This is a genomic window from Campylobacter sp. BCW_6463 (assembly GCF_001762785.1).
Lineage (GTDB): Bacteria > Campylobacterota > Campylobacteria > Campylobacterales > Campylobacteraceae > Campylobacter_D > Campylobacter_D jejuni.
The window spans coordinates 1-9945 of sequence record NZ_MJXL01000015.1; the positions used below are offsets into that span (position 1 = coordinate 1).

The following is a 9945-nucleotide window of genomic DNA, read 5'->3' on the forward strand; positions in this document are numbered from 1 at the left end:
AAATTTAAAACTTCTAAACTTCCAAGCTTCAAAGCTACTTGTCTTTCTCTTTTTTCAATCTTGTTCCAAACCCTTTGATTGATTTGTGGATTTTGTGGAGTAATATTACTCATTAAAAAAGTGCTTCTTTGAGCTTGAGTTGTTTTTCTCATAGAAGCATTAGAAAGAGTGTGTCCTCTATCATAACCACTGTTTCTATAATCACTCCATGTAGTACGATATTTTTTAGGAATATTTGTATCATCTTCAAAGCGTGGGCGTTTTTTGATTTGTTCGCCTTTTAAATTTTCCGCTTCCAATCTATAAGCTACAGCTTTTGTACCTTTTAGATTATAATCATAACAATTTAGATAATAGAATTTATCTAAAACTTGTGAACAACTTTGCTTAGTAAAATACTTAGCAAAATCTTCGCTTGGCTTGTATTGTGTATAATCAGCTAAGGCTAGAGTTGCTAGCAGTGGTAAGATTATAAGTTTTTTCATTTGTTTCATACCCTTTCAATTTGATTTAAAAATATCTTTGCATTACAAGAACAAATTACCGCGCCTATAAATACATGATCTTTTAAAGCACTCTTCTTTACCTTTTTATCTCCAAAATTAAAATTATCGCTACTAATAACTATATCATCATCGAAAGCATTTTTAAGAATGCGTTTGCAAAAAAGTTCATTATTGCTATTACGAAAAATTACTACATCGCCATTTCTTATTTTATCGAGTGAATTTCTAGTGGTATCTATGATGATAAAAGAGTCATTTTGTATAAAAGGTTCCATACTTTCACCATAAATTTTAATCATATCATATTGAGTTTTGTAAGGCACTCCTAAAACTTCAGTTAAAAAAGTTTTATCTACGTTGATAATTTGAAAATTTTCATTTTCATTTGTATTGCCAAAACCAGCACTTGCGTAAATGTCAGGAAAATAACGTATTGAAATTGTATCTGTGGATTTTATATTATAGTTATTTTGTTTATTTTTAAGAGCGTTAAATTTAACCAAAGCAGAAGAGGAGATCTTTTTTCTTTGTCTCCAGCCTATAGCTGCACTTCTTTCTCTGCCTAGTCTTTCTGCTACATCTTCTAAACTTTTTACATTAAAAAATAGTTTCATTTCTTTAACAAGATCTTTGTAATCATCCATAAGCTTGCACCTTTAAAAATTTAAAAATAGCTTGACATATAAATAAAATAACTATATAATAACATCAACAATTTAAAAAAGTTAAATCGTTAGTTAAAACCTAAGCAATAAGTATGCCAAGTTTTAATTTAAACTTATATTATTTTAATTTAAAAGGTTGAAAAATGGAGTTTTGGTTTATACTTGCGTTTTTATTTTTTGGGTATTATATTTTGTTTGATTAAGGCTAAATCGCCTTAATCTTTTTTATCATCTCTGGTTTGTGTTGGAGTAGGCGCATCTACTTCCACGCTTTCTTTTTCATCTGCCAAGCATACTCACCCCCTTTCTATAAAATTTGGAAATAATGTGATTAAAAATACTATAAAAAAAGACAAACAAAGAATAATGCTATAAAAAGATAAACGCAATTGTTTTGTAGTTTTTAAGATTTCATTTTTGTTTGCTTCTATAGCTTTATAAGTTGCGTTTATCATTCTCTCTAAGCCTTTTACATGCTCATACTTATCTTTTGGAAACTCTTCAAATACTTTTTTTAGTCCAGCTGGATGATAGATAATAGCCCCTTTTAAAATCGCTTTTAGTGCAAAAAAGATACAAGCTAAGCCACATGCAAAAGTTAGGATGAAAAAAGATATTTGTAAGATTTCCAAGTTTGAAAAAGTAAGATAAATTTTAAGCATCTTGCCTGATATAGTCAAAAGTCCTGATATTATAAGAGTAGCAAACCAAAAATAAAGTTTTATCATTTGCGTTTGACCTGGTATGATTTGTGAAATTTGACTATCAAAATCCTTTCTTTTATTTTCTAGTTCCAATTTCAAATTCTTTTCATAGTTTTCGTATGAAATGCTTTCTTTCATTTTAGCTCCTTTTTTTGATGTTTTTAGAAATTGTATCATAAAAATATATAGTTAAAATATTTATTTTTATACTTGACATATAAATAAAATAACTATATAATAACACCAATAATTTAAAAAAGTTAATTGCAAATTGTTTTAAATTAAAAACAAAAGTTGCACACAAAGGAAATAAAATGCAAGATGTAATATCAGCTTGTTTTTTTGTAGTAGGTTTTTCGTTGGCTTTGTTAATCAATCATTGTAAAAAGCACAAATAAAGCCTGATTTTATGCAAGTTTTATTCGAAGAATTAAAACAGGGACAATTTACATCGATGGTTTTTCTATTTCGTGTTTTAAAAGAAATAGCTAACGGCTTGCCATTGTGTGAAACATAAGGACAAGTATCATGCCAAATATTAGTTTTTTTCTTTTCTAGTGCTTTAATAAGAAATTTCATAAAAGAAAACATTTTACAAAGCACAAAACCAAGCATAAAACCAAAGAAAAAAGCTGAAACGCTTGAGCCAAAAATATCTTTAATAGGAGTATAAAAGTCCATTTAAAACCTTTCTTAAAAGCTTTTAGATTGTATCACAAAAAAGCTTTTAACAAGTTTTTAGGAGCAAAAAATGATAGAAGCAAAATCAATTTTAGATGTTTTAAGTTTTAGAAAAAGTGAAGAAAAGGAAGAACTTAGAAAGTGTTTTAATTTCAGCGATGAGGTGTTTGAAAAAGCACTTAATTTTTTACATCAAAACGATGAGGTAAGCATAGAAGCGATCAGTGATGGACTTTTTGAAAAAACTATTATTTCTTTAAGGATGACAAAATGAAATTAGAAGAAAAAATCAAACAAATTTTAGATGTTAAAACCATAGTCGAGATAGAAAAAAAATTAGATCTTAAAGACAGAACTTTATATGTATGGCTTACTACTCCAACCAAGCGTAATTCAAAAGTAGAAATAGCACTTTTAAAACTTGGCATAAGAGATGATGAGAGATTGATTCAAAGAATTGAAGCTTTAAAAGATGAGTATAAAAAAAATGTAACTTTCAAGGAAGCTCACGAAAGAGCTATTACGCAGATTAAAGCTTTATTAGAAGAGATTGAGGCGGCTTAAAAGCCTCATTAAGCACATTTATCTAAGCACTTTAAAATCGCATTTTTTAAAGTGATAGCAAAAAGTGTGCTTAAAGGGTTTTTGCAAAAGTTGCGTTAAGTGGATAAACGCCTACAATTGCGAACTTTAAAGGTTTGATATTTTTTAGATTGCTTCACTAGCCTTTTATGGCTAGTGTGTTCTTATATTTATTACACTCACAGGCGACGGTGTGGAAAGTGGGCTTTTTTAAAGCTTTGTTAATTTACCAAAATACCAAAAGTCTTTTAGACTTTGAATGCAGGTCCTATGTTTTGGTTAGTGTTTAAATGAGGACTAATGAGAATTCTTTTAAAGTCCTCAAATTTATTTATTTCTTCTTAAATTAAGCCATCTTTTAAGATGGCTCTTAAGTCTTCATTTAAACACTAAAAAATTTTAAGGAGAATAAATGAATTTAGAACTTTTTAAAAAAGATGAAAACAAAGAAATAAGCTTAACTTCTTTGGAAATAGCAGAGCTTACAGGCAAGGAGCATTTTCATGTTATAAGAGATATAGAAACTTACTTAGAAAAAGTGGTTGAAGGGGGTATATCCAAATTTGGAGACACCTACCAAAACACACAAAATAAGCAATCTTACAAGTATTATCGCTTACCAAAAAGAGAAGTATTGATTTTAGTGAGTGGATATAGCGTAGAACTAAGAGCAAAGATAATTGATAGATTAGAATACTTAGAAAATGAGCTTAAAAAACAAAGTTATAAACCGCTTTCATTAAAAGAAAGTTTGCAAATGCAATTAGAGCTTTTAGAAAAAAATGAAAAACTTCAAGTAGAAAATCAAAGCCTAAAAAACGAAGCCGAACAAAATGCACCTTTAATTCATTTTGCAAATCGCATTCAAAACACAAATGATGCTATTTTGATAAGAGATTACGCAAAAATCTTACACGAAAAAAATAATCTTGAAATTGGCGAGAAAAGACTTTTTAAGATCTTGCGTGAAAAAGGATTTTTAATGAGCGATAACAAACCTTATCAAAAATACATCGAACAAGGACTTTTTAAGGTAAGTGAAACGACTGTTAGCACCATCAACGGCGATAGACTTGTAAGCACGACAAAAATAACAGGTAAAGGGCAAATAGCCATTTTAAAAGCGATTTTGAAAGCAGGTTAAAGCTAAATATTTTTTTGATAAAATTAGCTTTTAAATTTGTTAATTTTATTTTTTATAATAATAAGGTATATTATGAATAATTTAGAACATTTTGATATTTGCACAGGGAGAGTTTTTAAAATTTTACTCGAAAATTTCCCACTTAAAAGCGATATTTTACTTCAAAATATAATAAGCGAAACGCAAAAAGATATAGTAGAATTAGAAAAGATTTATTATCATAGCATTTTATATTTAGAAGAATTAGAACTCATTAAAATACAAAGCAAAACAATGAACCCAATTGCATTTTTAAATGTAAGCTTGAGTGCTAAAGGTTTAAGTATTTTAAGGGCAACACCAAAAAGCTTACAAAATGGCGAAACCTTAGCTGATAGAATTTTAAAATTTTCGAACAAAACAAACAATGAAATCCTTAAACATACCATTAGTTATATTTTTGAACTAATAAAATAAGGTTTAAATATGGATAAGAATTTAAAAAAAATTACAGAATTAAAAATAAAATGTAAAAATTGCGATACAAAAATCATTACAAAAATAGGTAATGTTATTAAAACTTGTCCGCAATGTGGAATAAAGTTTATAGATGAAAATTTAGGATATAATCCCTTTGAAATTTTAACTGAATTGTTCAAAAGTGTTAGCAAAAATAAAAATGCAGAATTTTATTTTGTTTGTAAAAAGGAATGTGATGGAACAAGAAATCGCCAAGATAAAAAAGTTTAAACTAGAGTGCAAAAATTGTGAAACGCAAATCATTATAGATACTCACAATAGTATTAAAAATTGTCCTGTGTGTGGATTGAAATTTTATGACAATTTAGAAAGTCCTTTTGAAAATTTACACGAACAAATTCTTTTAATCAATAAAAATAAGAATGTAAAAGTTTATTTTGTTTGCGAGGAAAAAGAAAAGAGGTAATATAATGCAAAGCAATATAGAAAAATTTGATTTTTATAGCGCAAAAGTATTAGCTATCTTGTTTGATAATTTTCCTATAAAAAAAGATATTTACATTTTAAAAGACATTATCAAGGATAGCGATGCAACCAAAGAAGATGTAAAATTTGTCTATGAAACGATTATAGCATTAAGAGATTTTGATTTTATAAGTTTTAATGAAGAGGTAAAAACTTTAGGGTTTGAGTGTTTTTTTGGTGTAAGATTAACTCTTAAATCTTTAGAAATTTTAAAATCAATCCCAAAAACATTACAAAATAATAAAACTTTAGGTGATAAACTTAGAGATAGTATAAAATTAGCAGATGAAGAAGCTATAAAACAAAGTATAAGCTTGGCTTTTTCTTTGGCTAATAAGTTTTTCTAATCAAGGGGTAAAAATGACAGCACAAGAAATTAAGGATTTTTGCAAGGAAAGAAATTTAACTTATAAAGAGTTAGCCGAGTTAATAGGTTTTGGTGAAGGTGCAGTAAAAAATGCCATTTCTACTGAAAAAATAAGTTTTCAAATGGCACACGCTATTAATATGCTTAAAAAAATTTTTGAACTAGAAGCAAAATTAGAAAAAGCAGAAGCTATCAAAAAAGACTTTAAAGCGTGGATTAACGAAAATTAATCCACAAAGTAAATTTAAATTACTTCTTTATCTACAAAAAATAAAAATAAATTATTATAACCTTGACAATTAGTAATTATTATGTTATAATTGTGTTATCAAAAGTAAAGATAAATTACTTTTGAAATAAAAGAAAGGAGTAAAAGATGAACGCTAGTGATGTGCTCGAGTTAATCACTGCTTTAATCTGCTTGATAACAGCCATTATCAACGCAAGAAAGCATTAAGGTAAAGGGCGAAAGCCCTTATCATCTTTTACCTTTTCTATTATATCAAAAAAGGAGTTAAAAATGATTTTAGAAATTATAGTTTTAGTATTAGCGACTTTATTATGTGTTTTATCGGCAAAAGTTTATAGGCTTGAAAAAGAACTTAAGGAGCTTAAAAAATGAGTAACAAACCATACCTAGAAAACGAAATAAAAGCTTTAAAATGATAGTTAAAACTTAAGTATGTTTTGGTAGAATTTGTTTTTTGAGAAAGGTTTTAAATGACAGCACAGGAAATTAAGGAATTTTGCAAGGAAAATAATTTTACTTATAAAGATTTAGCACAAAAATTAGGCTGGAGTGAGCCGAGTTTAAGGGCTACTATTGCAAGTGGAAAGATTAGCGAGCAAACTTCCGCTGCTATAAATTTATTAAAAGAAACTATAGAACTTAAAAAACAACTTAAAGATTGGGAAACGATTAAAACTATTTTCAAGAATATTTAATTGTTAAATAACTTAACAAAAATTCTACCAAAACACAAAAATAATTATCAATTTTAAGCATCAATTAATAAGATACTTTGTATAATTTAATTATAAATGTTAAGAAAATTAGCATTTATAAATATATAAAGAAAGGAGTAAGCATAATGCAAAGGTTAGATTTTTTAATCAAAGTCGCAATACTTGTTTATCTAATCTCAAAAATAATCCAAACTTGGATTTAACTAAGGGGCTTTTGCCCCACCTTTAACATTATGCCTACTCTTATTTTAGCATAAGGAGTTTAAAATGAGTGAAATTTTAGAAGTTTTGCAGGTGGTTTTACTTGCTTATATAGCATTGATGATTAGTAAAGGAAATAAAAATGAGTAACAAACCATACCTAGAAAACGAAATAAAAGCTTTAAAATATCAGCTTTTAATCGAAAAGCAAAAACATAAAAAGACTAAAGAAAAGGTTTTTAAGCTTAAAAATATACAAGGGGAAAAATACGAGAAACTAAAAGCAGAATTTGCCAAAAATCAGCTTTTTGTTTTTAGAGATGATGAGCTTTTTCTTTGGGTGGAAAGTTTAATGCGAGAACTTAAAACTAAAATTTTATGCGCTAATGATGAGCTAAGTAAAAAAGCTTGTGATATATTAGTATTTAAATTAGAAAAACGAAGAAAAAATTTCAACTATTAAATAAATCACCAGTTTAACAGTGTTTAGGACATTTTAATAAACCCTGAACACTCATTTAATGTCTAAAAAAAGGAAAAAAATGAGTTTTAAACCCATACAAAAAGATAATGATGCTTTTAAAAAAGCACAAAGAGCAAAGGTAATAGAAAGTTTAGCAATGCGTGGCTATGCACTTGTAAAGATAAGTAGCAATGGCTTTTTAATGAAAAAAGGTTTTGAAAAGGATATTTTATGCAAACAAATCATAGCACAGGATACGACAGCTTCCGTTTCGTTATCAACAAAAAAACCTTTTACAAATACCTTAAAAGATGGGGGCTTTTTGAAAAAATGCGAAGCACAACAAGAAATAAAAGCATTGATGAATTTGCAAAAGACAAATTCAAAGGCATAAAAACCAATGATAAATTTTATCCTTTTAAAATGCGTTATATCAATATAAAACCTAGAAATAAAAGCCTTTCAAATACTATCATTATATTTGATAATTCTAAGGCTTGCTTTGAGCTTTCTAAAAAGAATAAAAAAGCAAAAGATTACTACATAGAGGTGCAATTTAATGGGCTTTATCAGCCTAGTAAACAAATAGAAGCTGAAGTGTGGAAAATTTTAAGCAAAATGATAAAAAGGTTTAAAGCTTATAGTGTGGATATTGCCTGTGATTTTGATGATGATCTAGCAGTATCTAAACCAAGAGAATTTAAACACCAAGAAAGGTTTAGCAAACTTAAAATCTTTGGCGATTTTCATACTTATAAAACAAGTATGTATATCAACAATCCTCAAAGTAAATACTATAAATTAGAACGCATTTTACTTTATGATAAATACGAAAAACAAAAGCACTATCACAAAGAAAACATTAAAAGGGAATTTGTGCGATGGAAAAGATTAGAGCTTACATTGAAGATAAAGGATAAGTTCTTAGATAGAATAGAAAATGATATCAATGATGCATTAGATCTTATGCAAGATTATTTAAGAATGGTAGGAATTTGGCATTTTAATATGAGAGTGATACTTGAGCAAACAAAGTATTTAAACAATCCACGTTGGGCTAAGATATTTAAGCCTTACGCTTTGGCAAGTTAGGAGAGAATATGAAAGTAAATTTTATTTTTAAAGGGACAATAAAATGTTCAAAATGCAACTTAGAATTTGTGCCAAATTCTAAATTTTTTAAAGGTCTTGATGAAATTATAGGCGATGTAAAAAGCGTGAGTTTAGATGGCTTTTGTCCTGAATGTGATAATAAATTAAAAACTAGCTTTAAAGTAGAAAAGATCACAAGAGAATTTAATAAAACTTATACAATGAGGTGTTAAATGAATATTACAAGAGAATTAGAAGCTTACGATTTAGCAAAACTTGTTTTAAATAATGATCTTAAATACTTTTTTAAAGATGCAAAGATTGTAGGGGAAAATAAAGAAAGAAGACTTTGTTTTTATTTTTCAGATTCTTTTGTTTTAGCTTTATTTGAAAAAGAAAAAGAAAACATTTTGCAAAGACTAAGAGAAGAATACAAAAAGAAATTAGAGTTTTACAAACGAATTGATTTGGTGTTTTATTCTATCGCAGCAAAAGGAATAAATGAGCTAAAAGCAAGAAGTAAAGAAGAACAAGAAGTTTTAGAACGCGGACTTTTAAAACTTGAAAATATAATTAAAAGGATAAAAAATGAAAAAAAATACTAATCAGCAATTAGAGCAGTCAAAGGAATTAAATCAAGGTGAGTTAAACCAAGAGATAGAAGTTTTAACCAAAAGAGCTTTAGCAATTCATAGATCTATACAAAGAGTTAAAGATGAAAGAAGCATATTAAATCAGAATATCAAAGACTATCAGAGCGAATTTAATGAAATAATGGAAAAAATAGCCTTTTTAAAAGAGCCTAATTTATTTAATCAAAAAGGAAGTGATGATGTTTCACCCACAGCTTTATAACGACCATTTTCAAAATTTTAAAAGATATAATATACCAAAAGCACAGCTTGTAATAGCTGATATTCCTTATAATTTAGGCAACAATGCTTATGCTTCATCTCCTGAATGGTATATAAATGGGGATAATAAAAATGGAGAAAGCAAAAAAGCAAACAAGGCGTTTTTTGATACAGATAATGATTTTAGAGTTAGCGAATTTATGCACTTTTGCTCTAAAATGCTTATAAAAGAACCTAAAGAATGCGGTAAAAGTCCTTGCATGATTGTTTTTTGCTCTTTTGAACAACAAACAATGTTAATTGAAGTAGCTAAAAAATATGGCTTTAATCATTATATAAATTTGGTTTTTAGAAAACAAGGATCATCTCAAGTTTTAAAAGCAAATATGAAAATAGTTGGAAATTGTGAATATGCTTTAATCTTATATCGTGAAAAACTTCCAAAATTTAACAATGATGGAAAGATGATTTATAACTGCATGGATTGGCAAAAAGATGAAGGTATTCCTAAAGTACATCCCACACAAAAGCCTGTTAAATTACTAGAAAGATTAATCACTATTTTTACAGATGCAGGTGATGTTGTTATAGATCCATGTGCTGGAAGTGGTAGCACTCTTTTAGCAGCGACAAATTTAAACCGCAAAGCTTATGGCTTTGAGATTAAAAAAGACTTTTTTAAAAGTGCTAATGAAATTATGTTTAAACATATAGAAAGAAGTCTATTTGCTTAAGT

Annotated in this window: 20 protein-coding genes; 16 read left to right on the plus strand and 4 right to left on the minus strand. The window is 27.7% G+C overall.

Features of this window, described 5'->3' with window-relative positions; translation table 11 throughout:
- The 4 genes from AJ884_RS01565 to AJ884_RS01585 form a co-directional block, all read right to left on the minus strand.
- The coding region (locus tag AJ884_RS01565; protein WP_070286367.1) for a DNA/RNA non-specific endonuclease at positions 1-485 on the minus strand (485 nt) is incomplete at its 3' end.
- A 5-nt stretch (positions 486-490) separates the two neighbouring features.
- A complete protein-coding gene (locus AJ884_RS01570; RefSeq protein ID WP_070286363.1) occupies positions 491-1150 on the minus strand; it encodes a helix-turn-helix transcriptional regulator in 660 nt (219 codons plus the stop codon).
- A gap of 317 nt (positions 1151-1467) precedes the next feature.
- The gene (locus AJ884_RS01575; protein ID WP_052521811.1) at positions 1468-2013 is read right to left on the minus strand and encodes a hypothetical protein; all 546 of its coding nucleotides are present in this window, start codon (positions 2011-2013) and stop codon (positions 1468-1470) included.
- A 234-nt stretch (positions 2014-2247) separates the two neighbouring features.
- Entirely contained in the window at positions 2248-2556 is a 309-nt protein-coding gene (locus tag AJ884_RS01585; protein ID WP_002801731.1) for a hypothetical protein, read from the minus strand.
- Positions 2557-2626: 70 nt separating this feature from the next.
- Here AJ884_RS01585 and AJ884_RS01590 point away from each other — a divergent pair, with 70 nt between their 5' ends.
- The 16 genes from AJ884_RS01590 to AJ884_RS01665 all read left to right on the plus strand — a co-directional run bounded on the left by AJ884_RS01590 (position 2627) and on the right by AJ884_RS01665 (position 9943).
- The gene (locus AJ884_RS01590) at positions 2627-2830 is read left to right on the plus strand and encodes a hypothetical protein (RefSeq protein ID WP_070209754.1); all 204 of its coding nucleotides are present in this window, start codon (positions 2627-2629) and stop codon (positions 2828-2830) included.
- On the plus strand, positions 2827-3120 hold the full coding sequence (locus AJ884_RS01595) for a hypothetical protein (RefSeq protein ID WP_044261589.1): 294 nt from the start codon (positions 2827-2829) through the stop codon (positions 3118-3120). The genes AJ884_RS01590 and AJ884_RS01595 overlap by 4 nt, the downstream gene beginning before the upstream one ends.
- A 430-nt stretch (positions 3121-3550) precedes the next feature.
- Positions 3551-4282, plus strand: coding sequence for a phage regulatory protein/antirepressor Ant (locus AJ884_RS01600; RefSeq protein ID WP_070286364.1), 732 nt, complete (start codon positions 3551-3553; stop codon positions 4280-4282).
- A 72-nt stretch (positions 4283-4354) separates the two neighbouring features.
- On the plus strand, positions 4355-4738 hold the full coding sequence (locus tag AJ884_RS01605; RefSeq protein ID WP_044261586.1) for a hypothetical protein: 384 nt from the start codon (positions 4355-4357) through the stop codon (positions 4736-4738).
- Between the two features lie 9 nt (positions 4739-4747).
- On the plus strand, positions 4748-5011 hold the full coding sequence (locus tag AJ884_RS01610) for a hypothetical protein (RefSeq protein ID WP_044779014.1): 264 nt from the start codon (positions 4748-4750) through the stop codon (positions 5009-5011).
- A complete protein-coding gene (locus AJ884_RS01615; protein ID WP_002787283.1) occupies positions 4977-5207 on the plus strand; it encodes a hypothetical protein in 231 nt (76 codons plus the stop codon). The genes AJ884_RS01610 and AJ884_RS01615 overlap by 35 nt, the downstream gene beginning before the upstream one ends.
- 4 nt (positions 5208-5211) lie before the next feature.
- The gene (locus AJ884_RS01620; protein WP_070210186.1) at positions 5212-5613 is read left to right on the plus strand and encodes a hypothetical protein; all 402 of its coding nucleotides are present in this window, start codon (positions 5212-5214) and stop codon (positions 5611-5613) included.
- Positions 5614-5626: 13 nt separating this feature from the next.
- Positions 5627-5863: a hypothetical protein gene (locus AJ884_RS01625; RefSeq protein ID WP_052805367.1), complete on the plus strand. Its 237-nt coding sequence runs from the start codon at positions 5627-5629 to the stop codon at positions 5861-5863.
- 490 nt (positions 5864-6353) lie between these two features.
- Entirely contained in the window at positions 6354-6578 is a 225-nt protein-coding gene (locus tag AJ884_RS01630) for a hypothetical protein (protein ID WP_044261582.1), read from the plus strand.
- A 364-nt stretch (positions 6579-6942) separates the two neighbouring features.
- A complete protein-coding gene (locus AJ884_RS01635) occupies positions 6943-7263 on the plus strand; it encodes a hypothetical protein (protein ID WP_044261581.1) in 321 nt (106 codons plus the stop codon).
- 79 nt (positions 7264-7342) lie between these two features.
- A complete protein-coding gene (locus AJ884_RS01640) occupies positions 7343-7657 on the plus strand; it encodes a hypothetical protein (protein ID WP_002787295.1) in 315 nt (104 codons plus the stop codon).
- A complete protein-coding gene (locus AJ884_RS01645; protein WP_070286365.1) occupies positions 7594-8355 on the plus strand; it encodes a hypothetical protein in 762 nt (253 codons plus the stop codon). The genes AJ884_RS01640 and AJ884_RS01645 overlap by 64 nt, the downstream gene beginning before the upstream one ends.
- Positions 8356-8363: 8 nt before the next feature.
- Positions 8364-8588, plus strand: a complete 225-nt coding sequence (locus tag AJ884_RS01650) for a hypothetical protein (RefSeq protein WP_002787300.1) — start codon at positions 8364-8366, stop codon at positions 8586-8588.
- Positions 8589-8960: a hypothetical protein gene (locus tag AJ884_RS01655; protein WP_002858334.1), complete on the plus strand. Its 372-nt coding sequence runs from the start codon at positions 8589-8591 to the stop codon at positions 8958-8960.
- Positions 8944-9210: a hypothetical protein gene (locus AJ884_RS01660; RefSeq protein WP_044780569.1), complete on the plus strand. Its 267-nt coding sequence runs from the start codon at positions 8944-8946 to the stop codon at positions 9208-9210. The genes AJ884_RS01655 and AJ884_RS01660 overlap by 17 nt, the downstream gene beginning before the upstream one ends.
- The gene (locus AJ884_RS01665; protein WP_070286366.1) at positions 9188-9943 is read left to right on the plus strand and encodes a DNA-methyltransferase; all 756 of its coding nucleotides are present in this window, start codon (positions 9188-9190) and stop codon (positions 9941-9943) included. The genes AJ884_RS01660 and AJ884_RS01665 overlap by 23 nt, the downstream gene beginning before the upstream one ends.
- The last annotated feature ends 2 nt before the right edge of the window (positions 9944-9945 follow it).

Bases quoted from the DNA above. Each gene is read 5' to 3' on its own strand.
- AJ884_RS01665 (WP_070286366.1), top strand. From the start codon at position 9,188: ATGTTTCACCCACAGCTTTATAACGACCATTTTCAAAATTTTAAAAGA.
- AJ884_RS01585 (WP_002801731.1), bottom strand. From the start codon at position 2,556: ATGGACTTTTATACTCCTATTAAAGATATTTTTGGCTCAAGCGTTTCA.
- AJ884_RS01655 (WP_002858334.1), top strand. From the start codon at position 8,589: ATGAATATTACAAGAGAATTAGAAGCTTACGATTTAGCAAAACTTGTT.
- AJ884_RS01650 (WP_002787300.1), top strand. From the start codon at position 8,364: ATGAAAGTAAATTTTATTTTTAAAGGGACAATAAAATGTTCAAAATGC.
- AJ884_RS01625 (WP_052805367.1), top strand. From the start codon at position 5,627: ATGACAGCACAAGAAATTAAGGATTTTTGCAAGGAAAGAAATTTAACT.
- AJ884_RS01635 (WP_044261581.1), top strand. From the start codon at position 6,943: ATGAGTAACAAACCATACCTAGAAAACGAAATAAAAGCTTTAAAATAT.
- AJ884_RS01590 (WP_070209754.1), top strand. From the start codon at position 2,627: ATGATAGAAGCAAAATCAATTTTAGATGTTTTAAGTTTTAGAAAAAGT.
- AJ884_RS01615 (WP_002787283.1), top strand. From the start codon at position 4,977: ATGGAACAAGAAATCGCCAAGATAAAAAAGTTTAAACTAGAGTGCAAA.
- AJ884_RS01570 (WP_070286363.1), bottom strand. From the start codon at position 1,150: ATGGATGATTACAAAGATCTTGTTAAAGAAATGAAACTATTTTTTAAT.
- AJ884_RS01630 (WP_044261582.1), top strand. From the start codon at position 6,354: ATGACAGCACAGGAAATTAAGGAATTTTGCAAGGAAAATAATTTTACT.
- AJ884_RS01640 (WP_002787295.1), top strand. From the start codon at position 7,343: ATGAGTTTTAAACCCATACAAAAAGATAATGATGCTTTTAAAAAAGCA.
- AJ884_RS01575 (WP_052521811.1), bottom strand. From the start codon at position 2,013: ATGAAAGAAAGCATTTCATACGAAAACTATGAAAAGAATTTGAAATTG.
- AJ884_RS01620 (WP_070210186.1), top strand. From the start codon at position 5,212: ATGCAAAGCAATATAGAAAAATTTGATTTTTATAGCGCAAAAGTATTA.
- AJ884_RS01605 (WP_044261586.1), top strand. From the start codon at position 4,355: ATGAATAATTTAGAACATTTTGATATTTGCACAGGGAGAGTTTTTAAA.
- AJ884_RS01600 (WP_070286364.1), top strand. From the start codon at position 3,551: ATGAATTTAGAACTTTTTAAAAAAGATGAAAACAAAGAAATAAGCTTA.
- AJ884_RS01610 (WP_044779014.1), top strand. From the start codon at position 4,748: ATGGATAAGAATTTAAAAAAAATTACAGAATTAAAAATAAAATGTAAA.
- AJ884_RS01645 (WP_070286365.1), top strand. From the start codon at position 7,594: ATGCGAAGCACAACAAGAAATAAAAGCATTGATGAATTTGCAAAAGAC.
- AJ884_RS01595 (WP_044261589.1), top strand. From the start codon at position 2,827: ATGAAATTAGAAGAAAAAATCAAACAAATTTTAGATGTTAAAACCATA.
- AJ884_RS01660 (WP_044780569.1), top strand. From the start codon at position 8,944: ATGAAAAAAAATACTAATCAGCAATTAGAGCAGTCAAAGGAATTAAAT.